This window comes from Chryseolinea soli, assembly GCF_003589925.1.
GTDB lineage: Bacteria > Bacteroidota > Bacteroidia > Cytophagales > Cyclobacteriaceae > Chryseolinea > Chryseolinea soli.
On sequence record NZ_CP032382.1, the window covers coordinates 5,730,076 to 5,755,123 of the forward strand.

Here is a 25,048-nt window from a genome sequence, read left to right on the forward strand (position 1 = left end):
CCCGTCGTACCTTAAATCTCCCCCTGAAGACCTATCCGTTAAGAATATGAGAAACAAGATCGTTTTCCTCTTCATATTGTTGCTCGCGGCGGCACACCAGCTTGTAGCCGGCCCTAACGCGACGTTGGGCTACAGTGGAGGGCTGTGCGCGGGCGCACAGGTAGATATTTTTATCAATGGTACGGGTACTGACTGCGGCGCGCCCCTCGTAACCCAGACCAGCAGTTGGTACTTTAGCCGCCCGCCCAGTTCGGTAACCTACGAAACCTTAACAGCCAACAACTATTACAAGGTGCATGCTACTTGGAACACTTCAGGTGCTGTCCAAGTCTACGTAAACTACTCGTGCGGTCCCGGACAAGGCAGCAGTGGCTCGTCCGACCGGCTTGACCTGAACATTATCAGTGCGGTAACGCCAAGTGTAACCCTGGCAACCAACAACCCCGCGATCTGTCAGAATGCGGGCACGATCGTCCGGCTCACGCCCACGCCCACCAATGGAGGCACGAACCCGACCTATGCCTGGTACGTGGACAATACGCTGGTGTACACTGGCATGGAAACCTATTATGACTACAACACGGTCAACCTGTCGCCGGGTAGCCATAATGCAAAAGTGGTCATGACCAGCAAGTTTGCCTGCCTCACCGTCAATCCGACACCTCCGTCCACCATAACCCCAGCGGACACCTTTTACGTGACACGCAGAAAGATCATGGGTGCCAACTTTTTTGCTAACGGGCAGATCTGTGCCAGCGACCCAAACCGTGTTCAAAATGCTTCCGTCAGTGTTTCAAGCGCTGTAGGCAACATTCAATATCGATGGCTGTATAACGGAAGCCCTGGGGCCTATACGACAAGCAACACCCATGCCTATACAGGCGTGACCGCCGGCAGCTACATCCAGGTGGAGGTGACCAGCGATGCGTGGTGTACGAACGCGCAGACGGGTGCGCCATTGTTGGCGCCATTGCCTAACCCATACTACATCAACGTGACCAACGGCACTACGCCCACCATTGACATCGTGATCCCCACGGGCAAAAAGAACTATTGTCCCGGGGAGACCATTACGCTAACCTCGTCACAACCCGCCAGTACATATACCTGGAAAAATGGCACAACAACGTTGGGGACGACGCAGTCGATCAACATCGTGGTGAGCAGTGATCCCAACGCTCCCGCTACACAATTTACGAGCGGTGACGTGATTTCGCTCGATGTGACGGGACTCACTTCGGGAGGCGCTTGCTTGTCCACTACCAGTGCCAGTAATACGACAACGCCTTTGGCCATTGTCGTCAATCCTTTGCCTAACGTTACCACTACGCCGGCCTCCGGGAACGTGCGCTTTTGTTCCAACTGCTGGCCACCCCTTTCTGTTCCCAGCGCCGCGAACACCACTTACCAATGGTTCAAGGATGGGGCGCCCTTGCAGTATGGCACAGGCAATACATACTCAGCCCACCTCGCCGGTGCATACACCGTTACCGCGACTGCACTTTGCACGAGTACGTCGCTGCCGGTGACCCTGATAAGAAACACATTTCCGGTGGCGGACGCCGGTGTTGACAAATCAGTCGCTTTGCCATTAGCCAGCTTGGTGGTGACCGGGACGGCTTCTGAGCCGGATACCGATGGAAACATTGCGAGTATGAGTTGGTCGCAGGTGTCGGGCCCGACTGTTACGATGAACAGTTCGGCTTCGGGGACGGGGACACGGAATGCAACGTCTACGCTTACGCTTACCAATTTGGTGGCTGGGAATTATGTGTTTCGGCTAAAGGCTACGGATAATCTGACGGATTATGCGATCGATGATGTGAATGTTTTTATCGCGCCGCCGAATAATTATAATTACGTGCGGACGGAGACTTTAACCACGCCGGTAACGGCGGCGGCAGCAGTAGTGCCCCTTTCCATAGGCAATCGCCTTGAATCTACGGAATATTATGATGGCTTGGGAAGGCCTATGCAAAGTGTTATCACTCAAGGATCCGCAAGTAAAGACATTGTAACGCCGAGAGTGTATGATCAATTTGGTCGTGAGGCTTTATTGTATCTTCCTTATAAATCTTCTTCGACTAACGGAGACTATCAGGTCAATCCAGTTGGGACTACAAATGCTAATTATACCTCATCCCCGCAGTATGTGTTCTATAATGCTTTGGGGGATAACATTGTCGATGATCAGCGTCCATTTAGCGAGATTAAATTCGATGGATCACTGGACCGACCGAGTAAGGAGTACAGGCCGGGAAAAGCATGGGCGCCGACGAGCAGTGGGGGAAACAATAAGTTCATCAAACGCGATCTATTTGTTAATGTTCATAGTGTCACGGGAAGTGCCACAGCCGAAAAAGTAATTTGTTGGAGAGTATCCCGAACGGGAGTCATTACTCGGGAAATTCCCAGTGCGGGCGTGATAGAAACCGGTGGATATTATAGTAGCAATCAACTGACCATAGCTAGCACACTTGACGAGCATGGGAATGCAGTTAGAGAATATTTCAATCGGAACGGCCAAAGGGTGCTAAGAAAGGTACAAGTCTATGGAAGTACCTCAGCAAATCTAAATGACGTGAAGCAGTGGACTTTTACCTACTTTTTATATGATGACTACAGCAATTTAAGGTATATTTTTCAGCCAATGCTGAGTATCGTGCTTCATCAAAATGACACAGTTCTGCCAGCACAGTCAGATATTCAAAAATGGGCATATTACTACATCTACGACGGACGCGGTAGGATGATCGAAAAATGGGTGCCAGGCGCAGAGCCAGTGTATTTGGCTTATGATCCTCGCGATAGGTTAGTAATGATCCAAGATGGAGTACAACGTGCCAAATCGCCGCGCGAATGGACAGTAATTAAATATGATGCGAATAACCGCCCTATTATCACTGCGCTCCTGCCCGATCCTTACGGATGGACAAGATCCTTTGTGCAGGATTATATTAATAACTATTACAATAATCTTGCTTCTGGAAAGGCGTGGTATGAAGAACGGGGAAATGATATGCACGGCTATACAAATAAGTCGTTTCCTGACCAATTGTTGTCGACGGAATGTCTAACGGTGACTTATTACGATGACTATGCTTTTAAAAATGCGATTCGTAAACCAAGTGACTATGCATATTTGTCAAGTGATATTGTCGGCCTTCCCTCAATTGCGCAACAGTTTGTCAAAGGGCTAGTAACAGGAACCAAGGTGAGGGTTTTGGACGGGGAAGTTTTTGGTGAGGTTCAGTGGCTGACTTCATATCAATATTACGACGATAAATACAGATTAGTACAGACTGTTTCGGATAATTACAAAGGCGGCAAAGATCGGATTTCATCACTATACGATTTTGCAAACCTACTCAAAACCAAAACAACACATCAATCCCGTGTCATTACCTGGACGAGCTCATTGAATACAAGTATGGAGGGCAACAAGGTAGTAAAAAGCGGAGGATTATCTGATAATTGGGACGCGAGTGCCACCTCAATTGAAACTCTTTCAGCAAATACTTCTGGCTTTCTGGAGATAACTGCTTCTGAGGAATGGACCTATCGGATGTTTGGGTTGGCTACTCAAAATCCCAACGGAAATCCGGCACTAGTAAACTACGGCCTGCTTCTTCAGGCTGGAGGTAATTTGGTGAAAGCTGAATCTGGTACGTATACTTCAATAGGTACGTATTGCTCTGGTGATACTTTGCGAATCGAGAGAAGTGGGGGGCAAATTATCTATAAATTGAATGGTGCGACGTTGGGCTCTCCAACATCGGGCTCCACTACGGCCCTAAACGCTGTTGCCTTATTCTATTCCCAGAATTCAAGCATTGCTTATGCAAAATCTTCCTTCGGTAGCTCTGCGATGGTTATTAATAGGGAGATAGAGTATGATCTTTTACAAAGGCCGACCAATCTTTGGCATCAAGTGAATAATAATACGAAGTATGTTATTAGTCATTTCAACTATAATGATCTGGGTCAAGTAACAGAAAAGCGGTTACATAGCACCAATGCTACAGCCACAGACGCTAAAGAGAGCATTGACTATCGCTACAATATTAGAGGATGGCTTATATCTATTAACGATCCGGTGTTAAACCCGCGGCTTTTTGCTGAGGTTTTGAAGACTTATGATCCGACGGTGAATGGCGGCACTGCTCAGTACAACGGAAATATAAGTGAAGTAATCTGGAGAAATGGGGGAAGCTTCAAACAATCCTATGGTTACTACTATGATACTTTAAACCAATTAAAGGACGCTCGGTACTTTAATTTAGATGTGGCCGGACAAAACGATCGTTATCGAGAGACGATAGGTGGTGTTAATGCAAAAGGCTACGACTTGAATGGAAATATTTTGAAACTCACTCGAAACGGCAAGAATGGCTCCAATTCATTCGGGTTAATGGACAACCTGGCATATTCCTATGTGGGGAATCAATTGGTGAAAGTTGATGATGCCATGGTATTGAATTCCCAAGAGCAAGGATTTAAAGAATTAGTAAAACAGGCTACGGAGTATTCTTACGATCAAAACGGAAGCATGAGTGCCGACGCGAACAAAGGCGTAAGTTCAATGGCCTACAATTACATGAACCTGCCAAGGAAGGTGATAAAAAGTTCAACGGATTACATAACCTACGTCTATGATGCTTCCGGGCGAAAATTGTTCCAGCAAATGTTCGGCACAACGGGTAGTCGGCGAACGGACTATGCCGGGCAATTTATATATCAGAACGATTCACTGAAATTTGCAACGCATGAAGAAGGAAGAGCTGTCTTGACAACATCAACACCTGAATATCAATACGAACTCAAGGATCACTTGGGTAACGTTAGACTAACCTTCACTACGCTCCAGTCGTCCGAAACGGTGACGGGAACATTGGAGACCGCTAACGCGACTGCGGATCAAAGCAATTTTCTAAGGTATGAGTCAGTGCGAAAGGTGCAATCCTCTTTATTCGATCATACTAATGGAACGGCTATCGGCTACGCGCAACGACTGAACGGGTCCGCTAACGAAAAGTACGGGTTGGCTCGATCGTTAAGCGTTATGCCTGGGGACGTGATCAACATGGAAGTATTCGCGAAATACATTGATACGAACTCGACGAACAGAACAGCGGCTTTAAATACGCTACTGGCTCAAATTGCCGCGGGAACGGCGCCTGCTGGTACAGTTGTAGATGGTGGCAGCTATGCTTCGAGTACATCATCGTTTCCCTTTGCGGGTCTTTTAAATACATCTGGAAGCACGGGCGGTCCGAAGGCCTACCTTAATTATCTCATTTTCGACAGAAACTATAATTTTAAGTCGGGAGGCTTTAAGAGGATATCGACAACTCCGAAAGAGACAGGCGGCGACGTGGCCCATGAGCGGCTATTCTTTGACAATATTTCCGTAAATGAAGCTGGATACGTTTACATCTATTTGAGCAACGAGGAGACATCTCCAGTTGAAGTATACTTTGACGATTTTAAGGTAACTCAAACGAAGTCGGCGATTGTTCAGCAGGATGATTATTATCCATTTGGTCTGGCATTTAACTCTTTCAGGAGAGAAAATTCCATGAAGCAAGACTACAAATTCAATGGTAAAGAATTACAAGATGAATTGGCGATAAACTGGCTTGACTACGGGGCGCGAATGAACATGCCAGAGGTTGGGCGTTGGACAGCAACTGATCCCTTGGCCGATTTTTTTCCATCCTTGAGCCCATACTCATTTGCATATAATAATCCCGTTAGATTCATCGATTTCTTTGGGTTATCCAGTGAGGATGTCAATGGTGGTGGTCCAAATTCTCTTAGCCCCACAGGCGGGTCTAGTCCAAGAAGCGGTTCAGATAGTGGTGGTGCCGATAGTGGTTCAAGCGGTGCAAGCAGTGGCTCAGGTAATAACTCGGGATCAGAAGTGCCCTCCGCTGGTTCGAGTCAAACCATAAATGGGTGTCTTTGTGCATCGAATGCGCCATCATTTGGCCCCAATCCAACCGTCGTTCAAATTCATCCAGAAATACCTCAAAGTGACAAATGGGCAACAACAAAGGCTGCCGTTCCCTTCGCAATCACACTTTCGGCAGCTGATGGTCCAATACCGATCGGTGAATTGGCTGGTGCGGCATTAATGTCCGGTGCAATAGCTTATGATCTCGTTAGGAATATGAATGAAGAAGCTTTTTATTACGCAACCTATATTAAGGTCAACCCCACCACTGGAAAGGTCTACGTCGGAAGAACTAGTGGGTATGGCACTCCTTCGTCAATAGTGGCCGACAGAGACAAAAATCATAAAGCATTGGATGACAAAGGCTTTGGAAAGGCAATACCGTCGACATGGCAAAAGGCATATGTTCCAGGGGGGTATAAAATGAGAGCTGGTGATCCTGCCTATTGGGCTATCAGAGGCAGCGAACAATTGCAAATTGAGTATTTTAGATCCAAGGGAATTTCCGGCAACGAATACAATGGCGTAGGTCCGAATAATGACAAACTGAACAAATACATGGAAACAGTAAAGAAATTTTTTGACTCAATGAAGTTCGAGCTGTGATTTTTTGATGTTATTTTTGAAAAGCAATAAAAAAGAAAAGCATTTTTTTAAAAAAAATTCTATGTCGAAGAAATCTTATGAAGAACAGGCAGAGGTTTTAAGCAGGGCGATAGACATCGCTGTTGAAGCATTTAAGAAATTTCGCCCGAAGGATTTTACTGATGTTCACCTTGCACATTTTGTTTCTGTTTATGAAGGATATAAAAATGATATCCTAAATCCAAACTACAAATTTAGAACACTAAGCGCACTGGCAGACGCAAAGAATGACATTTTGATCTATTTTCAGGAGGGTTCCGGTCCGGATGTGAATTTTTTTTGGAAGAGAATAGCCGAAGAAAAAATTGGGTACCAAAGAGTCAATAAAATGGCGAAAATACTGAAGCGAAAAAGAATTGCGAATCGAATGGAAATGGATTTTGTGACTGATTGCCTTGTGGCCTATCGGCAGGAAGGACTAATTAGTGATGAAGAAAGTATAATGTTAGATAAAATGATTTTTGATTTTCAGAAGAAGGGAAAATGAAATGCGAGAACTTACAATTTATAGAAGGCTGTCATCCGAACGGTGTGATTTTCTGGGTCGTTCACCTGCGTATCAATACAACTTAAGGATCACTTGAGTAACGTCAGGGTAGCTTTTACAACCCTAACGGAAACAGAGCTGCTACGGGTATGTTAGAAACCGCGAATGCCACAACTGAGCAAGCCAAATTTTTGCGACAATAGATGGACAAATTAATATTAGGATTTATCACAGGGATATTATTTGCTGCAGTCGTCAGGCTGCTTGTGATAAACATCAGGGAAAAAAGGGGTCTGCATGAGGCAAAATTTAGGCCAAAACGATTGTCGTCAAAAGCGCGATACGTACTGCGAAAAGTTGTGTTTGATTTCTCCATTAAGAAATTCAACAGGGATTTTGTTGTGAACATCAAAATTAAAGAATCGATTGTGATGCAACTGATCCACCGTGCTCATTTTCCCGAACTCAATATCGAGGAGAGCGATATCGCTTTCGGCATAGCAATTTATATCCCGTTAAAACCGTTAAGTATGGCGCAAAGACAGAAACTCGAGCGACTTCTAAACGAGGAAGTAGGTAAATTTGTAACAGTAGAACAACCCTTTGCATATTTCTTAGTTGATATCCGGATTGCCGCCAGGTTTGGCGGGTACCTACTTGCAAGAATATTAAAAGAGATATTTCGTTCTGAAGATGCGGATTTTGAGCTGGCGGATGAAGGCAGTCTACCTTACCGTTAACTACGAAGGACTAAGGTGGATGTGCCAACATGAAAACTTTGTTGGCATGGCTTTGGTTCTTACCCTTGGAAAGAAGTTGAAATCTATGTCGAAGAAATCTTATGAAGAACAGGCTGAGGTTTTAAGCAAGGCGATAGACATCGCTATTGAATCGGTTAAGAAGTTTCGCCCGAAGGATCTGAGAGATAGTGATATCGCGCAATTTATTTCTGTTTATGAGAGTAGTAAGGCAGATATTTTGGATCCAAACTTCAAATTTAAAACGCTCAGAGCGCTCGAAGATACAAAGAATGGGATTTTGATCTATTTTCAAGAGGGTTCAGGTCCGGATGTAAATTTCTTTTGGGACAGAATACGCGAAGAAAAAATTGAGTATAAAAGAGTCAATAAAATGGCGAAAATACTGAAGCGAAAAAGGATTGCAAATCGAATGGAGTTAGATTTTGTCATTGATTGCATTGTGCCCTATCAGCAAGAGGGATTAATTAATGAGGGAGAAAGTAAAATGTTAAAAAAAATGATTGGTGATTTTGAAAAGAAGGGAAAATGAAATGCGATTATGGAGCCACCTAATGTATTTTTGTGAGTTTGAGACAAGTTGTTCCGAAATAGAACTAACGCGAATCTTTTTAATAAGCTTGCACGTTGGCACGTAATTGATAATTATGAATAAAAAGAGGTTAACGGCTATGAAAATCTCTGCCATTCTGATTTTGGCTCAGGCTAATTGAATAGGTTCGGTTGAAGAATTGTCAAAAATGACAGTCTCCAGTACAATATTGTATGCCTTTAACCTTGCAATGAGTTTGTCTTTATCCGCATCTTCATCAAGACAGATCTTTTCTCCTTCAACAGTCTTTAAAAAAGCTTTGTAGTACTTATGGTGAATGTCTATTGACCGCGTAAGTTGTCTAAAGGTCTGAACATCATTTACCCGGTTTATAAAGATCTTTTCCAATCCTGAGAATTTATATTTGTCAAGGTAGACATTCCCAAAAATCCAAAACCCCTCCCGGATTTCTTGCCTGTCCATGTCCACGACAACGATCTTCCTACCTACCCAGATGACCACTGCAATAAGGTTCGAAATTATATAGACTTGTAGACCAACGTCAAAAAAAGTAAGCGAAACCACCTTGTAAAGGGTTGCTAGAAATATCAGTAAACCGATGATCTTGACCCAAATTGGGGAAAGATCCTTTTTAAGAGTAACGACTTTTTTCATGCTTGCATTTGTAATGACGAATGTACGAAGCGGGACACAATTGACGAAGATATGATCTTTGGCGTGATCATAATGTTTCATGCCATTGTGGAAATGGAATTACTTCGTGACTGTTTTTTCTTAAATAAGGAGAAAGACAACGGTTCAATCCTCATACCGTTCAAGACGATTTTTCAGCAGCGTGATTTGCACCTGCTGCTCTTCGATGCGCTGTAACAGATGAATGATGGTATCGATCCCTTCTACATTAATGTCCAAATCGGCATGCAGCCGAACGATCTTTTCCAGTCTCTCGAGCTGTACGCTCGGAATAAACAGCGTTTCTTCTAGGGTCACCGTTTCAATCATTCCATGCTCCTGCAGCGTGCGGATGAAAGACAGCTCAATGCTATGATGAACACAAAAATCCAGGGCAGATATCATTTCCGTAGTTTGCATTGTGACTTATTTAAGTTGTGATAGTTCTGAAAAAAGTTCGCGTTGCTTATCGGTGAGGTTCGTAGGGAGCTTCACGTCGAAGGTGACATAGAGGTCGCCGGTTTGTCCTTCTTTTTTATAGACTGGAAAACCTTTTCCTTTCAGTCTCACCTTGGTGCCAGGCTGGGTCTCGGGATTCACTTTTAATTTCACTTTGCCACTCAATGTGTCAATGGTCGTTTCGCCTCCCAGCACCGCTGTATAAAGATCGATGGTGGCGGTGGTGAACAGGTCATCACCTGAACGCTTGAAGGTGGGATGGGAGGCGATCTGGAAGGTAATGTAAAGATCGCCGGCCGGGCCGCCGTTGGCTCCCGGGGCGCCATAACCTTTCAACTTAATGACCTGACCATTTTCGATGCCGGCGGGAATGGTGATGCGGATGTTTTTGCCGTTTACGGTAAGGGTTTGTTGGTGGGTGACCATGGCGTCTTCCAGGGTTTGGTGAAGTTCGGCGTGGAGATCCTGACCGCGGAATCGGGCTTGTTGTCGCTGCCGCGAGGCGTCGCCAAACATCGATTCGAAGAAACTGGAGAAGTCGCCGCTTTCGTCGGAGAAGTCGTAGCCGGTGGTGGTTTGGTGTTCCTGACGCGGTGGGCTTTGGCGTTGTTGTTCGAAGTGTTCGGCGTGTTGCCAGTCTTTGCCGTATTGGTCGTACTTCTTTCGCTTCTCGGGGTCGCTGAGCACTTCGTTGGCCTCGTTGATCGCCTGAAATTTCTTGTGGGCCTCTTTGTCGTTCGGGTTCAGGTCGGGGTGGAGCTTGCGGGCCAGTTTGCGATAGGCCTTTTTGATGTCGTCGGCCGAAGCGTTTTTATCGATCCCCAGGACTTTGTAGTAGTCAATAAATTCCATAGGTGAGCAGTTAGGCTATACCTAAAAATAACGCATTCCGCTATGCGAATGTTAATGGAAGACGGAATTATTGGTGGAGCATGAGTTTCAGAAAGATTTGTACGGCCCGCCTGGAAGTTGTCGATGTACTTTGTTTTAAATGAACCCAGGTTATCCTATTTTTAACAGCTTCATAAAAAAATAGCCACATAAATGATCTTCAATAAAAGGAATTGCTTGTATGCGCTAACGCTGCTGTGTTTTTTAACGAGTGTTGCGGGTTTTGGTCAGGCAACCAATGCCGGAAAAAAGTCATCGCCCTTGTTTCCGGACGACCTCATAAAGCCACGCATGCGCGTCATCATTGACAACGATTTTAGTGGCGATCCGGATGGCTTGTTTCAATTGGTGCACCACCTCTTGTCGCCTTCCGTGGAGATCCGGGCCATCATCGGTTCGCATCTGAAGGCCGGCGATCCTTTCGATCCATCGAATGTAACGGCGGCCAATGCAAAAAAGAAAATCGAAGAGGTGTTGGCGCTGATGAACCTGGGCAAATCGTACCCGGTGTACCAGGGGTCGAATACCGCCTTGGCAAACGACAGCGTTCCCCAACCGTCAGACGCGGCCAATGCGATCGTTCAAGAAGCGATGCGCAACGACACGAAACTACCCTTGTATATCGTGTGCGGCGCCGGGCTCACAGACCTGGCCAGCGCCTTGCTGATGAAACCCGAAATCGCCAGCCGGTTAACCTTGATCTGGATCGGCGGACCGGAATATGTGGAACTGGCGTCGCCACCCCCGGGGTATACGAGCCTGGAGTATAATTTGGGCATCGATATCAAGGCGGGCCAGGTGGTGTTTAATAAATCGCGAATAGCCGTCTGGCAAATTCCGAGAAGCAGCTATCGTCAGGTGTTGATCCCGTATTCGTCGCTCGTGCTCAAAGTGAAGGGACAAGGAAAAATCGGAGGGTATCTGGCGGGTAATCTGGAGCGTATTATGAAACTTGCGATACAGTATAATTTTAACATCGGCGAAACCTATGTCATCGGCGACAGCCCTTTGGTGCTGTTGACGGCCCTTCAGTCGTCGTTTGAAGCAGATCCTTCTTCAAGCCGCTATGTGCTTCGGCCGGCACCGCTGATCAATAGCCAGGGATTGTATGAAGTGAATACGACGGGAAGAAATATCCGGGTCTATACGGAACTGGATTGTCATTTGCTGTTGGAAGATTTCTTTTCGAAGCTATCCTTGTTTAGTCAAAGCAAGTGAGCCTGCGTCTGCTTTTTTAAGTGGGCATGTAAACCCCAGGCTTTAGCCTGGGGTTATTCAAAGCATGAAGATTTTTTGGACAAGGTTGAGGAAGCTGGGCCACAGACATTGCATGAAAACATGCACGTTCACGGCGCAGCATCGCAGTACCCGTTTGAAGCGAGGGTTCAGGGGCCAGTCGCTCGACGCTGTCCCTTTCAAAGCTGAACCGTTACTTTCAAGAACGTTGCCGGTATAGACGTGCTGCTTTCTTTGCCGCTCTTGTTCTGATGGCTGAACAGCGTCTCCAACTCGTGTTGCAGCTCGGCGGCTTTGCCGTTCTTTTCGGCGGCGTCGAAAGCATTCATGGTCGGTCCATAGTAGATCTTGAATTTGCTCACAAATTGGGCAGGGGCAAAGGGCGCGATAAATTGATAAGTTTCCTTCGCAAAGGAGATCTTTTCCTTCGGCACACCGGCGCTGCCAAAACGTTCGATCACATTACTTTCCACGCCCCACAACATCGGACTCACAAACCCTTCCGGGGGCGGGGGCGTGTAGGCCGAGCTGATCTTCAAGATCTGTGCTACCAGCGTTGGGTCTCCGGGAATCCAGTTGCCCATCACAATTCGTCCGCCAGGGCGTGTCACGCGCACCATTTCCTTGGCCACATCAAATGGCTTGGGCGCGAACATGGCGCCAAAGATGCTCACGGTGAGATCGAAGGTGTGGTCGCTCAGTTCATGCAGGTTGGTGGCGTCGCCTTCCTGGAAGGTGCAATGGGTGAGCCCTTCGGCTTTAGCCCGGGCGTTGCCGGCCTTCACCAGGTTCTCTGCGATGTCGACACCCAGAACATTGGCGCCCAGCCGCGCCGCAGGTATGGCCGTGGTGCCATCCCCACAACCGAGATCAAGAACTTTTAAACCTTTGGTGATACCCAGTTTGGCGACCAGGTCTGTGCCACTTTCCCGCATGCTCTCCGCGATGCGGGTGAAGTCGCCTTTTTCCCATAATCGTTTGTTTGGATTCATCTTTTTTTAGTTAAGCTATGTTTTATTTTGTGTTTTGTTGTCACGCATGGATATAAGTCAAAGGACGTTTACCGATTCCATCTGAATTTTTCGCCCTTCTTTCACGATGATGTTGATGATCTCTTCGATGTCTTTTTCTGATGTTCTGAAATTAACGATACACCCCCGGAGACAATATTTCCCCTTGATCACGGCATTGGATAGGAAGACATCTCCTTTTCGCTGCAGGCTGTTCAGCAAGTCTTCGTTGAGCGTATTCAAATAAGCTTCCTTTCGCTCCGCGTCGCCAGGCATATCGGTGGGAACGTATCGCAAGGTGGTGATGCTGAGATTTTGGGTGATGGCTTCCAGTTCGGGATGGCGTGTGGCAAGCTGGAAAAATAGCTGCGACAATTCGATGTCCTTGCCGATCATCTGGATGTAGCCCTCCCGTCCGATGTGCTGCAGGGCGGCCCACACTTTCAGCGCCCTGAAACCCCGGGAGTTTTGAAAGCCGTATTCGTAATAGTTGTGTTGAGATTCGGAGCTGTTAAAATTATAGTACACCGGGTGCGTGCTGTAGGTATTGATCAGGGTCTGGGGATCTTTCACCAAAGTACAACCGGCTTCCAAGGGACTGTATAACCACTTATGAGGATCGAGCGCAATGGAATCGGCGTCTTCAATTCCTGCGAATACATTTTTGAGTTTGGGGATAACCGCCGCCGGCACGCCATAGGCACCATCGATATGAAACCACAAGTTGTAGGTCTTGCAAAGCGCGCCAATGGATTTGAGGTCGTCGATAACACCTGTACTCACGTCGCCCGCGTTGCCGATCACCATGATCGGAGCGGAGCCGTTTTGGAGATCCCGGGTGATCGTCTGCTCCAGCATGTCGATCCGCATTTTGCCGGCGTCGTCCTGTTCAATCCAGCGGATGCCGTTGGCGCCGACGCCAAAGAAGAAAGCGGCCTTTTCAATCCAGGCGTGTGTGGCCTTTGAGCAGTAGACCGCCAGCGGCGCGTGGTTCGTGGAGATTCCTTCTTCCTTTATACTTTTCGGTGCCTTGGCTGTTCGCGCGGCCAGAAAGGCCGTGAAGTTGGCCATGTTCCCGCCGCTCACCAGGATGCCTCCATACGCCGGGGAAACGCCAATGAATTCAGCCAGCCACCGGATGGTTTGCTTCTCGATCTCCGTGGCCATCGGACTCAGGATATTGGCGCCGACATTCGGGTTAACCGCCGCACACAAAAGATCGGCCAACGCACCAATGGGAGCGGGCGACGAGGTGATGTATCCCAGGAACTTGGGGTGCCCATTAAAGAGCGAGTGATTGAACAACAAGCTCACCGCCCGCTTCATGATGACATCGGCCGCAACACCCGTTTCGGGTAACGACGCGGTCCCCAGAATGGCCTGGAGTTGGTTGGCCGTTTCGCCGGTCGTGACAGGGCCTTCTCCGAAACGGTCCATGAGATCAGAGATGGTGTCGACCAGGTAATGGCCCACCTTTCTAAACTCAGCTTTGCTCAGGGCGGCAGGGGAAGTCCGATCGGGTGACATGGTATTGTTTTGTGATCCATCAAAACTAGTCACTTCCCCCGGGGCGGGCTTTACTTAATGGCTCAAAGATATGCCTGAGCGGTTCATTTGATCGGATTTTATAAGTACTTTCAAGGTGTGTTTGGCCCGGTCGTTCAAAACCATTTTGACGATTTACCGTAATTCACCTGCAGACAACATGGTAAATTTTTACGAAAGAGTTCTTCAACACCCGAACTATTATCGCCAATTCAATTGCAGCGATTCGCTCATCACGGTTTTCAATTGCCCGCTGGAAGCACGCCTCATGAAAACGCGGTTTGCCGATCTTTGGAGTCAGTACAACTACCTGTTTTATGTGATCGATGGCAGAAAGATCTGGCACACGGCGCATAAGTCGTACGACATCGGCAAGGAGACGTGTGTGTTTGTGAGAAAGGGCGCCTGGATCTTTGAGAATTTTCTCGACAACGGTTTTTGTGTTGTCCTGTTTTTTATTCCGGATGAATTCATTTGCAACACGCTAAAAACAAGATCAACACCGCTGAACAATGAGATCGGAAAATTTGAACCGGTGATGATCCTGGATAAAAGCGATGCATTGTCGGCATTTTTTCTATCGATCTCCTCTTATTTCAGCGACAGCCACGAGCCCGACCGTTCTTTGCTGGAGCTGAAGTTTAAAGAACTGATCCTGACCATTGCAGAAAGTCCTCATAACCCCGAATTGTTATCCTATTTTGCTTCGTTGCTCCACGAACCACAACACGTGTCGTTGCAACGGGTCATGGATGAAAACTATTGCTTCAATCTGAAGATGGAACAGTATGCTGAGTTAAGCAACCGGAGCCTCTCGACATTTAAAAGGGATTTTGAAAAAATATACAAAACCGCGCCGGGCAAATGGTTGCTCGAGCAAAGATTAAATCACGCCCTGCGTCTTTTGCGCGATGGTCATCGAACCATCAGCGAAGCGACCTTCGAGAGCGGTTTTGAAAGCGTTTCCCACTTTAGCCGTTCATTCAAGAAACGATTTGGCGTTACACCATCCTCATTCAGGCAAGAAAAATCACTGAACGCTATCCCGGAATAGACATGCTGCTCCGCCTGGTCAGCAGGCACATTCGATCTTCAGACCTTTTGCCGCTTTGGTCCCTTCCGTTTCATAGCCATCGAACTTCCACCATTCGATCCCGCCCATCAATTCCTTTACTTTGAAGCCAAGCCTTGCCATGTTCAGCGCTCCCTTGGTGGATGCGTTGCATCCAATGCCGTCGCAGTACGTTACATACAACACCGCTTTGTCGAGGTGTTTTGTGGTTTGTTCGTTCATTTCACGATGGGGAATATTCAGTGCGCCGGGAATGTGCTCGGCTTCGTATCCAAAGGGCTTGCGGGCATCCAGGGCTATGATTTTTTCACCATTGTTTAGCGCTGCGAACAGGTCGGAGGGATCCATTTCATAGGCCAGCTTGTCTTCGTAATGTTTAATTTGTGCGTTCATAATTTGATGCATTTTATTTTACAAGATTATGAAAACGGTGACTTCCGGAAAAACAAAAAGATTTCATGCAGGGTATGTATAAAATTCATAGACAAAAATTTAGACGGAGCCGTGGCGGGATGATACCTTTGAGTTTATGGAAACCATTTCTTCTCTATGGAATATAACATCCGGCCCTGTGAACAGGGCGACTTGCCGGTTCTGGTAAGCTTATGCGGAAGCCATGCAGCCCACGAACGGGCATCCTATTCACCGGATGGAAAACAGGAGGCACTCCACAGGGCGATCTTCGCCGGATCGCCTTCTTTGTATTGTTACGTGGTGGAATCCCAGGCATCCGTCGTCGGCTACTTCACTTTCACGTTTGATTTTTCGACTTGGGATGCCCGGCGGTTTTTATATCTCGATTGTTTGTATCTGAATGCCGAATACAGGAACTTGGGAATAGGAAAGAAAGTATTTGACCTCCTGGTGGACATTGCTACACAAAACCAATGCGTAAACATTCAATGGCAGACACCCCTCTTTAACGAGCGGGCTATCAAATTTTACAACCGGGTGGGAGCGAGGGCAAAGGAAAAGATGCGATTCTCTCTTGAGCCAACAGCCGCAAATAAAGCTTATAAATAGCGCTTTTTCAGCTAAACCATTTTTAGATTTTCCCTATGGAGATCCGTCATTTAAAGTTAATCAAAGCCATTGCTGAAGAGGGAAGTTTGACCAAAGCCATAGACAAACTTCATCTCACCCAATCCGCGCTCAGCTATCAGCTGAAGGAAGCGGAACAACACATCGGCACCAAACTATTTTCCCGCGTCAATAAAAAGATGGTGCTCACAAAGGCCGGCGAGAAATTGTTCGAGACGGCAAAGGAGATTTTGGACAAACTTGCTGAGACGGAGCAACAAATAAAGAAAAGCGTCTTCGGCGAATTTGGCGAGATCAAGATCAGTACGGAATGCTTCTCCAGCTACCACTGGCTTCCATCGGTCATGAAGCAGTTTCAACTCTTATATCCCAATGTCGATTTAAAGATCGTTGCCGAGGCCACACACTATCCCCTGCAAAAATTGCTGAACGGGATTTTGGATGTGGCCATCACCAGCGATCCGGTGAAGAATGACAAGCTAAAATACATTGAGCTGTTCCAGGACGAGATGGTCGTCATCGTTCCCAGCCACCACGCCTGGGTGGAGAAAAAATTTGTCCTTCCAAAAGACTTTGTCAACGAGCACCTTCTCATCCACTCCCTGCCGCTGGAAACGGTCACGGTGCATCAATTCTTCCTGGCGCCGGCCAAAGTAACTCCCAAAAAGATCACGCCCATTCCGCTAACCGAGGCATCCATTGAAATGGTGAAGGCAGATATGGGAATTATGGTCATGGCGAAGTGGGCAGCACAGCCCTACCTCCGGCATAACGCGTTGAGAGCTGTGAAGATTGGGAAGGCAGGATTAAAACGAAAACACTATGTGGCGATGATGGCCCATAAGACATACCCGCCATATTTCACGCAGTTCGTTGAATTCCTGCAACACGAAATCAACTTGCAATTCGATGTTTAGCGCGAGTGTTCCACTTGTGCTGTGCATAGATGCAGTCTTCAGACTGCCAAAGCCGAAACTAGTTCACCCCCGCCTCGTGCAAAACCTCCTTATTCAACCGAATATACTCCGCATTATTCTCCTCCGAAGCCAACTTCAACCCCGCATTCGCCGACGCAACCGCTGACTTCTTATCTCCCGTCTTCAACTGCAACCTCGCCAACCAGTATTTCACATTATAAGCCTGCGGTTGTGCCTTGTCCGCCTCCTGCATCCACTGAAGTGCCTGGTCAAGATTCCGGTTATGATTGTAACACCAGATAGCCGACATATAATAAGGCTTCCGTTCACCCTTCATCGCTTCCTGAATATTAGCCATGATGCGATTGTCAACGTCGGTTGTTAAATGAAGATTGATGCCCGTGTTTTCCCAGAGGATTTGAAGCAAGCAATCTTCCTCATGCACATCGGCAAATTGAATGGTTAACGTTTCAACCTTGGCGGTCAACTTAGCTGGCTTCACTTTCACGCGAAGCACATCTTGTTTTTCATCGTAGGAGTAAGCTCCCCACTGGTCGATATTTTTATTGAAAATAACGGTCCATTCATTGGCATCGGGAATGCTGAAAAGTGAATAGGCACCGGGCTGCAACGTGTGGCCTTCCACCTGGATGGTGTCCGTCAATTGGATCACGGTGGCGTTGTTAGCGCCGGTCCGCCAAACGATCCCATACGGCTCCACGCCGCTAAAGATCTTTCTGCCTTTGGTATTGGGTCTATAATACTTCACCGAGATCGTCCCCAGTCCAAAATCCTGTTCGATCCGCTGCCCCGAACTGGCAGCCGGTATTTTCATTCGGATCTCCTGTGCGTCCGCCGTATGGATGGTGATGCTTGCAAAAGCAAAGAGGCAAAATAAAGATGTTTTCATATTGGATGGTTGAGGGTTTCGGAAGGCGACCAGCACGTTTGTCTGGCGTTACAAACAAGGCAAGTAAATTTAACGGGCGCAGCGATAATTTCGCGACGACCGTGTCGCGGATGAGGAGACACGATCGTCACGGCTTACTAGTAGATGAATTGCTCCAGGACGATCTGGCCATCTTTTACTTTATAGACCATGAGTTCGTTGATGACAACTCGTCCATGACCTTCCACCGTCATATCCATTTCCCGGCCCACAGCAAAATGATCGCCACCCACAATGGGATGGGTGGTATACATCCGGTGAACGGCCTGCACCTTCGCCACAAAAGCTTCACCCTTTTTGCGAACGGGACCTTTGCCTTCTGCATCCTGGAGATACGCTGAGTTTGGAGGCTCTATGCTTCTCACATTGTCGGCAAAAAGCTCATCCTGGATCTCGAACCAACGTTCTTCTTGGGCTAATGTGTCAAAACGGTCTGCCACTTGCTGTGTGGTCAGCGCTTCTTTTGTTTTCGCTGTCATAAAGTTTTGGATTTATTTTTTGTTGAGTGATTTGTTATGTAGCAGGGTCTCTAACTTTTTTAGTTTCGATACCCAGAATTTGTCAAAGTAGTCGATCCATTCCTGCAGGTGGTGGAAGCCGTCTGGCTTCAAGGTGCAATGCCGCTCCCGGCCAATGTCCTGGATCGAAATGAACCCCGCGGCGTGCAATATTTTGATATGTTTTGAAACAGCGGGGCGGCTCATGTCAAAATGTTCCCCCAGGCTGTTGATGGTAAGGCTGTCCTTGGAGAGCAGCCTTAACATCTTCCGCCTGCTCGGGTCGGCGATGGCCTGGAAGGCATCAAATCTGGGCTGTACCATATTTGGCGTTGAGACGGTCTGCGATCTTTTGTACATTTTTCGACCAACCCTCGGTCATGCCCTCATACAGTTTCAGGTTTTCGATTTCCGAAAAGCCGCTGTGCTCCAGCAACAGGTCCGTACCTTTTTCGTTGGGTTGCAATTTCCATACGACCAACGTGTCCAGCGTGATCTTGCCGCCACCGGGTCCGGCCTTCCAGGAATAGGAGAGCTTTTTGAGAGGAACGATCTCCAGCACGGTGCAATACATAATGCCGTCGATATCGAGACTGGGGATCGGGTTGGTCTTGAATTGAAAGTCGTGCCCGACGATGGGCTGAAAATCATTTTTCATCAGCCACTGCGCCATCAGTTCGGCGTTGGTCAGATAGTCCCACACCATTTCAGGCGGGTGGGGAAGGAAGAATTTGTGATGGATGCTCTTGGTCATAATATGTAACTTTTAAGTTACTCAAACGTACAGGTAACTTTTAAGTTACCCAAATGATGGAGAAAAAAAGTGACAAATATTTATTTGTCGCTTCTGTTGATTTGGTTTACTGCCTGCCTGCGGCTCGGCCATGGCGTTAGTTTTGCGCTGCCGCCGTTTTCTCTTCCTTAGGAGTAGGATGGCCCTTGCCGGTGTTGATCAGGCTCGCCAAACTTTGTTGTACGTACTGACTCCAGGCATTGGAGCAGGCATCAAAGCATTCACCTTCCGGAGCCAGGCCCAGGTGTGTGAAGCGGATTTGAGTCGTCTTATCCTTTTCGAAGATCTCGAAACTGATCTTCGTGCCGGTCCATTCGTCTTTCTCTTCAATAAAATTGAGATGGCTGTACGTAACGAGCCATACTACTTTTTTGTCGGGAATGACTTCCACTAGTTTTTGTGTGGAGACGTGTACCTCGCCAAACCGAACGGTAAATTCGTCGTTCAGCTTTTGTGACCGGCCTTCCAGATTTTCGGTCCACCATTTGGTAACGTTGTTAATGCCTTTGAAGGCTTCTTGTGCGGTCGCATGGACCGTTATGGTTGTCGTGTAGTCTTGCGTTTTCATTTTAGGGTTTGTTTATAAATAGGACTGAATTGTAAAAAGCCTGCCCCGGATCTTAGGCCATTTCTCCGGGGCAAGCGGATCAAAGATGTTGCGACAGCTTAGGCCGACCGCAATTTCTCTTCGTGTTGGGTTCTGGCCGGTTTGCTCTTGCCGTTCGGCATACCCTTGCCGGTGGCGATGAGGCCGGGCAAACTTTTCTGTATATAATGGGTCCAGCCATCGGAGCACGCATCAAAACACTCGTGTTCCGGGGTCAATCCCAAGTGTGTGAAGCGGATCGCTGTTTTGTTGTCCTTTTTGGAGATATCAAAACTGATTTTCGTGCCCGTCCATTCGGTGGTGTCTTTTGTGAAATTGAAGTAGTTGTTCAGCACCAGCCAAACGACTTTCTGGTCGGGAATAACTTCCACGAGCTTGATCCGGCAACGGTGAATCTCTTCGTAGCGATAGTCGAACTCGTCGTTGAGTTTGCTCGTGCCGCCTTCAATGTCTTCCGACCACCATCCGCGAACGTTGTTGATGGCGTTGAAAACTTCCTTTGGAGTCTGGTCTACCAATACCGTAGTGGTGAAATCTGTTGTTGCTGTCATTTTCTATGGGTTTTGCTGTTTGAAATATTTAAAAGGATCTTTCCTTCGTGACTGATTTTTTCATAAGAACAAGACAAAACTACCGTCTGAATTTGGTATCATTGGAGTGTGAAATAGACATTGTGTCGGGTTGATTTGGACAAAATAATCACCCATCTTTGGTTAAAGCTTTTCGCCATGAAACAAGTAACGATAGTCGTCCCCAAAGGAGATGTGAACCTGAGCAGCATCACCGGCTCCTATGAAATTCTGACCCGTGCCAACGAACATTGGCGGGCGATGGGCAACAAATCGATGATCGAAGTCCGCATCGCCGGTTTTGTAAAGGAGTTGAAAATGGATCTCGGTTTCTTTTCGGTCAATCCCGTGAACATCCGGGAAGTAAAAAAGAACGACCTGGTGATCATCCCGTCTCTTGCTTATGACGAACATGTGATGGAGGACAACAAGGAACTGATCACCTGGATCAAAGAACAATACAAAGGCGGTTCCGAAGTGGCGAGCATTTGCACCGGCGTATTTTTGTTGGCCGCTACCGGCTTGCTGGAAGGAAAAACCTGCTCCACGCATTGGCACGTGGAAGCTCCCTTCAAACAACTGTTCCCCAACATCAACCTTCACATCGAAAAACTGATCACTGCCGAGAAAGGAATATACACCAACGGTGGGGGATACTCCTTCCTGAATCTGATGCTTTTCTTAGTGGAAGAATATTTCGATCGCCAGACCGCGATCTATTGCTCGAAGATCTTTCAGATCGATATTGAAAGAAACTCACAGTCGCCCTTTCATATTTTTCAAACGCAGAAAAACCATGGCGACGAATTGGTTTGCAAAGCACAAACCTATATTGAAGAAAACCTCAGTGAGAAAATTTCTTTTGAAGACCTGGCTTCCCGGCTGGCGATCAGCCGGCGTAACTTTGACCGGCGCTTTATCAAAGCCACCGGCAACACCCCGGTGGAATATCTGCAACGTGTGAAGGTGGAAGTGGCAAAGAGTACGTTGGAGAAAGGAAGAAAAAGTATTTATGAAGTCATGAACGATGTCGGCTATTCCGACGACAAAGCGTTCCGGGAAGTTTTTAAAAGGATCACGGGCATGTCGCCTTTGGATTACCGGGCGAAGTATAATAAGGAGCCGGTATTGGCTTCGTGAGTGTCTGAAAAAAAAGCTGTCATCACTTCTGAAGACAGCTTTTTTATTGTTGAATATTTAAAGGAGCTCCCTGTTTGTCAGGATTTAATAAACGCCAAGAGGTCGGCATTTATCTTGGCGGCCTCAGTTGTCGGCATGCCATGCGGAAAGCCGGGGTAGGATATGAGCTTTCCATTCTTTAAGAGTTTAACAGCTCTTGCCCCCGTGAGTGCAAACGGCACGATCTGGTCATCCTCGCCGTGCATTACCAGTACGGGCACTTGCACGCTTTTGAGGTCCTCCGTAAAATCGGTTTCTGAAAAAGCTTTGATGCAATCGTAATGTGCTTTGATCCCGCCCATCATGCCCTGACGCCACCAATTGTCGCGGATGCCTTGCGATATTTTTGCGCCTTCGCGATTATAACCATAGAAGGGAATGGTGAAATCCTGAAAGTATTGAGGCCGTTGTGTCGCGGTGCCGGTACGTATCTCGTCGAATATCGACAGCGGAATGCCGTCGGGATTATTTTTCGTTTGAACCATGAGGGGAGTGACTGCACTGATCAACACCGCTTTCGCGACACGTCCTTGTCCATGTTTTGCAACATAGCGGATCACCTCGCCGCCACCGGTGGAGTGACCAACGTGTACGGCATTTTTCAAATCGAGCGCTTTCGTAAGCTCAGCAACATCCGCCGCGTAAGTATCCATGTTGTGCCCCTCGGCGGTTTGTGAGGATCTTCCGTGTCCTCTGCGATCGTGCGCGATCACTCTAAACCCGAGGTTCAGGAAGAACATCATTTGTGCATCCCAGTCATCGCCGGATAAAGGCCAACCGTGGTGAAAGAAAATGGGTTGGCCTGTTCCCCAATCTTTGTAATAAATTTCTGTGCCGTCTTTTACTGTGATCTTGCTCATTTTAATAGGGTTTTTGTGTTGTTTGTTAATAAGGTCATCGTGCCTAACGAATCCTTAAGTTAACACGAATGTTTGATGCCAGGAACATGCGATTTGCGTATTCTAAGATCGAGCGTGTTCTTTTCTTTGTTCGAACGTTTGCGAAGGATATTATTTTTTTGAGCGTCGAAAGCTTGGTGGGACATTCTATATTCCTGCAGGGAACGCAGCCTTGGCCATATGTCATATATATATCCCTACTTCGTCGTGCGCTGCCTGAAATATGCGTATCTTACATTTCCTGCGAAAGCTTCTGAATTTTTTTTGCCATTCTTTTGAAAATCCCCGGTCGGATAAGCGGTTAATTAAAAGAGGTTGCTGACAAGCACGGCAACTCTTATTCGCCCACGGAATGAACTATACGGGAATCATAAAATCAATGACCATGGGAATAGCGTTATTCTTGTCTTTAGGGACGACGGGAATTAATGTGATGTCACCGGCCGAGCGATTGATTGGGGTGTGGGAATCCGAAGAGAAAAATCTTTTGATAAAAATATCCAAAGAAGGAGCTCATTTCGTGGGGACGATGACCTATTACCAATGTGCTACTGAAACGATCATGCGCTCCAGAGTCGACATCGAGAATCCCGATCCCAGGCTGGTGAGCCGGAAGCTACTCGGATTGAAGTTGGTTGAAAAGCTCTCGTATCAGGGAAATGACGTATGGGGAGGGGGCAAGATCTACGATCCCAATTCAGGCAAAACGTACGATGCCAGAGTTCAGCTGACAAACTCAAATACCCTGGTGGTCAGAGGCTACTGGAGATTCAGATGGCTTGGCAGGAGCATGGTATTTAATAGAAGAGAATAGCCCGAACTAGCAAAGTAGTTTCGAATTGACATTTACAGCGGAGAAGACCACACAACTCATTTGACATTTGACTTTGCGCATCCCAATCCTTTCCAAAATTCTGGCGGATATTTTAATGGAACCTCTTTTGTTCCTTCACCGCCAAAGGAAGAAAATTCAGTATTTAAATTTAATTCATAGACAGAGTCAAGTCTCGTATACTCAATAGAATTGAATAGGGATGAATCCATTGCCGATAGGAATTTCAAGTCAGACAAAGCGTTTGGATAACTTCCATTTCTGAGCTTATGCAATTCTATGTATGCAATGGCTTTTTTGAGCTCCTGATCGGCCAGCATTTTTTGAGCAACCATCATCCCCTCATTTATTTCTTCTTTTACGCGGTCAGGGATGCAAGACGATAGCAATACCGTGAGTATCAACGGCAACATTAATTTTTTCATGGTTCGATGGTTATTTTAAATCGCGCCTGTCCCTGTGGAGATCATCACACGAATAGCATTTTTGGAGTATTCGATTGACCAACATCGGGCTGAAACCAAAGTGGTTCCGTGGCGTTCCAAATCACGCGGATAAAAATCAATATTTTTCTCAAGATTCACTAGTGAATGCCGGAAGCTCCGGGATTTGGGGTACTTCGTTGGGAACGGTTTTTTCTTGCTTTGGGTGGCATGGTTTGCCATCTGTAAGTTGAGCAAAGGGATCTATAATTTAGTAATTTTCGATACAGAAAGTTCACATGCCTTGAATCGACATTTGATGGATTTCGTTGTCTATTAATAATTCAAATTCGTTAGCCACCTTAGATGAGCAAACGGCTGTAGTAGGAATCAGTCGAAAATTTGAACGTGACGGGGTGCTCTCAGAAATTGCGCCAATCCAAGACAGGCCTCAATACTGTCGGACAGAAAGAAAGTTCTAGCAAGTATTAAACGGGTAGATCATGAAACGAAAATCATTTGTGGCTTCCTTGACGTTGCTTCCGGTCTTCAAGCTCTTCGGAACGCCAGGAGCCCTGGTTTCGCGGGACTGCAGAACACAACGCGATGCGGAAGGTCCTTACTACAAAGCGGGTGCTCCTTTAAAAACTACTATTGAAACGGAAGGAGAGGCGTTAACGATCACCGGAACGATTTTTCAATCGTCGGACTGTGCCACACCGGTCGCAAATGCCACGATCGATATTTGGCATTGCGATTCGCGCGGGAACTACGACAACAGCGGATTCAAATGCCGTGGCCTGGTGAAGTCGGATCGCCAGGGCAAATATTCCTTTAAAACAATTTTTCCACCTTCCTATGGATCGAGGCCGAGGCACATACACTTTAAAGTCCGGGCCGATGGCTTTAAGGAATTGACGTCGCAAATATATTTCAAAGGCGATCCCAATTTGCAAAACGATTTTGCAAAAAATGCGGAGTCTTCGCGCGTCCTGGCGATAAAGAAAACGGAAGGCGAACAACATGGCCAGTTCGATATATACATATGAATACAACCCT

At 47.0% G+C, this 25,048-nt stretch carries 25 protein-coding genes; 11 read left to right on the forward strand and 14 right to left on the reverse strand.

Features of this window, described 5'->3' with window-relative positions; translation table 11 throughout:
- The first annotated feature begins 46 nt into the window (after positions 1-46).
- The 4 genes from D4L85_RS24070 (at position 47) to D4L85_RS24085 (ending at position 8,378) form a co-directional block, all read left to right on the forward strand.
- Positions 47-6,562, forward strand: a complete 6,516-nt coding sequence (locus D4L85_RS24070; RefSeq protein ID WP_119756707.1) for a DUF6443 domain-containing protein — start codon at positions 47-49, stop codon at positions 6,560-6,562.
- A 61-nt stretch (positions 6,563-6,623) separates the two neighbouring features.
- Positions 6,624-7,088 (forward strand): hypothetical protein, encoded by a 465-nt coding sequence (locus tag D4L85_RS24075; protein ID WP_160143964.1) that lies wholly within the window; start codon positions 6,624-6,626, stop codon positions 7,086-7,088.
- A 203-nt stretch (positions 7,089-7,291) separates the two neighbouring features.
- The gene (locus tag D4L85_RS24080; RefSeq protein ID WP_119756709.1) at positions 7,292-7,828 is read left to right on the forward strand and encodes a hypothetical protein; all 537 of its coding nucleotides are present in this window, start codon (positions 7,292-7,294) and stop codon (positions 7,826-7,828) included.
- Positions 7,829-7,874: 46 nt separating this feature from the next.
- On the forward strand, positions 7,875-8,378 hold the full coding sequence (locus D4L85_RS24085; protein ID WP_160143965.1) for a hypothetical protein: 504 nt from the start codon (positions 7,875-7,877) through the stop codon (positions 8,376-8,378).
- Between the two features lie 168 nt (positions 8,379-8,546).
- Here D4L85_RS24085 and D4L85_RS24090 read toward each other — a convergent pair whose 3' ends face one another.
- From D4L85_RS24090 to D4L85_RS24100, 3 genes are all read right to left on the reverse strand, one after another.
- Complete coding sequence (locus D4L85_RS24090; protein ID WP_160143966.1) at positions 8,547-9,053, reverse strand: hypothetical protein; 507 nt, start codon at positions 9,051-9,053, stop codon at positions 8,547-8,549.
- Positions 9,054-9,197: 144 nt separating this feature from the next.
- Positions 9,198-9,491: a chaperone modulator CbpM gene (locus D4L85_RS24095; RefSeq protein ID WP_119756712.1), complete on the reverse strand. Its 294-nt coding sequence runs from the start codon at positions 9,489-9,491 to the stop codon at positions 9,198-9,200.
- 6 nt (positions 9,492-9,497) lie between these two features.
- Positions 9,498-10,382 carry a DnaJ C-terminal domain-containing protein gene (locus D4L85_RS24100; protein WP_119756713.1) on the reverse strand — a complete coding sequence of 295 codons (885 nt, stop codon included), beginning with the start codon at positions 10,380-10,382 and terminating at the stop codon, positions 9,498-9,500.
- 192 nt (positions 10,383-10,574) lie between these two features.
- On the opposite strand from D4L85_RS24100, the gene D4L85_RS24105 reads away from it, so the two are divergent.
- Positions 10,575-11,639 (forward strand): nucleoside hydrolase, encoded by a 1,065-nt coding sequence (locus tag D4L85_RS24105; RefSeq protein ID WP_119756714.1) that lies wholly within the window; start codon positions 10,575-10,577, stop codon positions 11,637-11,639.
- 197 nt (positions 11,640-11,836) lie between these two features.
- On the opposite strand, the gene D4L85_RS24110 is transcribed toward D4L85_RS24105, so the two are convergent.
- Entirely contained in the window at positions 11,837-12,649 is an 813-nt protein-coding gene (locus D4L85_RS24110) for a class I SAM-dependent methyltransferase (RefSeq protein WP_119756715.1), read from the reverse strand.
- A 57-nt stretch (positions 12,650-12,706) separates the two neighbouring features.
- The gene (locus tag D4L85_RS24115; protein WP_119756716.1) at positions 12,707-14,194 is read right to left on the reverse strand and encodes a pyridoxal phosphate-dependent decarboxylase family protein; all 1,488 of its coding nucleotides are present in this window, start codon (positions 14,192-14,194) and stop codon (positions 12,707-12,709) included.
- Between the two features lie 178 nt (positions 14,195-14,372).
- Here D4L85_RS24115 and D4L85_RS24120 point away from each other — a divergent pair, with 178 nt between their 5' ends.
- Positions 14,373-15,266 carry a helix-turn-helix transcriptional regulator gene (locus D4L85_RS24120; protein WP_119756717.1) on the forward strand — a complete coding sequence of 298 codons (894 nt, stop codon included), beginning with the start codon at positions 14,373-14,375 and terminating at the stop codon, positions 15,264-15,266.
- Between the two features lie 18 nt (positions 15,267-15,284).
- Here D4L85_RS24120 and D4L85_RS24125 read toward each other — a convergent pair whose 3' ends face one another.
- Positions 15,285-15,677, reverse strand: a complete 393-nt coding sequence (locus tag D4L85_RS24125) for a rhodanese-like domain-containing protein (protein WP_119756718.1) — start codon at positions 15,675-15,677, stop codon at positions 15,285-15,287.
- A gap of 156 nt (positions 15,678-15,833) precedes the next feature.
- Between D4L85_RS24125 and D4L85_RS24130 the strand changes: the two genes are divergently transcribed.
- Positions 15,834-16,307, forward strand: coding sequence for a GNAT family N-acetyltransferase (locus D4L85_RS24130; protein WP_119756719.1), 474 nt, complete (start codon positions 15,834-15,836; stop codon positions 16,305-16,307).
- A 35-nt stretch (positions 16,308-16,342) separates the two neighbouring features.
- Positions 16,343-17,242: a LysR family transcriptional regulator gene (locus D4L85_RS24135; RefSeq protein ID WP_119756720.1), complete on the forward strand. Its 900-nt coding sequence runs from the start codon at positions 16,343-16,345 to the stop codon at positions 17,240-17,242.
- Positions 17,243-17,300: 58 nt separating this feature from the next.
- On the opposite strand, the gene D4L85_RS24140 is transcribed toward D4L85_RS24135, so the two are convergent.
- The 6 genes from D4L85_RS24140 to D4L85_RS24165 all read right to left on the reverse strand — a co-directional run bounded on the left by D4L85_RS24140 (position 17,301) and on the right by D4L85_RS24165 (position 20,639).
- Positions 17,301-18,152: a DUF2911 domain-containing protein gene (locus D4L85_RS24140; protein WP_119756721.1), complete on the reverse strand. Its 852-nt coding sequence runs from the start codon at positions 18,150-18,152 to the stop codon at positions 17,301-17,303.
- 137 nt (positions 18,153-18,289) lie between these two features.
- Positions 18,290-18,670: a SnoaL-like domain-containing protein gene (locus tag D4L85_RS24145; protein WP_119756722.1), complete on the reverse strand. Its 381-nt coding sequence runs from the start codon at positions 18,668-18,670 to the stop codon at positions 18,290-18,292.
- A 12-nt stretch (positions 18,671-18,682) separates the two neighbouring features.
- Positions 18,683-19,012 carry an ArsR/SmtB family transcription factor gene (locus D4L85_RS24150; protein ID WP_119756723.1) on the reverse strand — a complete coding sequence of 110 codons (330 nt, stop codon included), beginning with the start codon at positions 19,010-19,012 and terminating at the stop codon, positions 18,683-18,685.
- Complete coding sequence (locus tag D4L85_RS24155) at positions 18,993-19,442, reverse strand: SRPBCC family protein (protein ID WP_119756724.1); 450 nt, start codon at positions 19,440-19,442, stop codon at positions 18,993-18,995. Before D4L85_RS24155 ends, D4L85_RS24150 begins: the two co-directional genes overlap by 20 nt.
- Positions 19,443-19,578: 136 nt before the next feature.
- A complete protein-coding gene (locus D4L85_RS24160; protein ID WP_119756725.1) occupies positions 19,579-20,049 on the reverse strand; it encodes an SRPBCC domain-containing protein in 471 nt (156 codons plus the stop codon).
- A 98-nt stretch (positions 20,050-20,147) separates the two neighbouring features.
- Positions 20,148-20,639, reverse strand: coding sequence for an SRPBCC family protein (locus D4L85_RS24165; protein ID WP_119756726.1), 492 nt, complete (start codon positions 20,637-20,639; stop codon positions 20,148-20,150).
- A 177-nt stretch (positions 20,640-20,816) separates the two neighbouring features.
- Between D4L85_RS24165 and D4L85_RS24170 the strand changes: the two genes are divergently transcribed.
- Entirely contained in the window at positions 20,817-21,797 is a 981-nt protein-coding gene (locus D4L85_RS24170; RefSeq protein ID WP_119756727.1) for a GlxA family transcriptional regulator, read from the forward strand.
- 77 nt (positions 21,798-21,874) lie between these two features.
- Here the strand turns inward: D4L85_RS24170 and D4L85_RS24175 are convergent, their stop codons facing one another.
- The gene (locus tag D4L85_RS24175; RefSeq protein ID WP_119756728.1) at positions 21,875-22,696 is read right to left on the reverse strand and encodes an alpha/beta fold hydrolase; all 822 of its coding nucleotides are present in this window, start codon (positions 22,694-22,696) and stop codon (positions 21,875-21,877) included.
- Positions 22,697-23,120: 424 nt separating this feature from the next.
- Here D4L85_RS24175 and D4L85_RS24180 point away from each other — a divergent pair, with 424 nt between their 5' ends.
- Positions 23,121-23,549 (forward strand): DUF2147 domain-containing protein, encoded by a 429-nt coding sequence (locus D4L85_RS24180; RefSeq protein WP_160143967.1) that lies wholly within the window; start codon positions 23,121-23,123, stop codon positions 23,547-23,549.
- Positions 23,550-23,605: 56 nt separating this feature from the next.
- On the opposite strand, the gene D4L85_RS24185 is transcribed toward D4L85_RS24180, so the two are convergent.
- A complete protein-coding gene (locus D4L85_RS24185) occupies positions 23,606-23,992 on the reverse strand; it encodes a hypothetical protein (RefSeq protein WP_228450607.1) in 387 nt (128 codons plus the stop codon).
- A gap of 500 nt (positions 23,993-24,492) precedes the next feature.
- On the opposite strand from D4L85_RS24185, the gene D4L85_RS24190 reads away from it, so the two are divergent.
- On the forward strand, positions 24,493-25,038 hold the full coding sequence (locus tag D4L85_RS24190; RefSeq protein ID WP_119756730.1) for a dioxygenase family protein: 546 nt from the start codon (positions 24,493-24,495) through the stop codon (positions 25,036-25,038).
- Positions 25,039-25,048 lie beyond the last annotated feature (10 nt).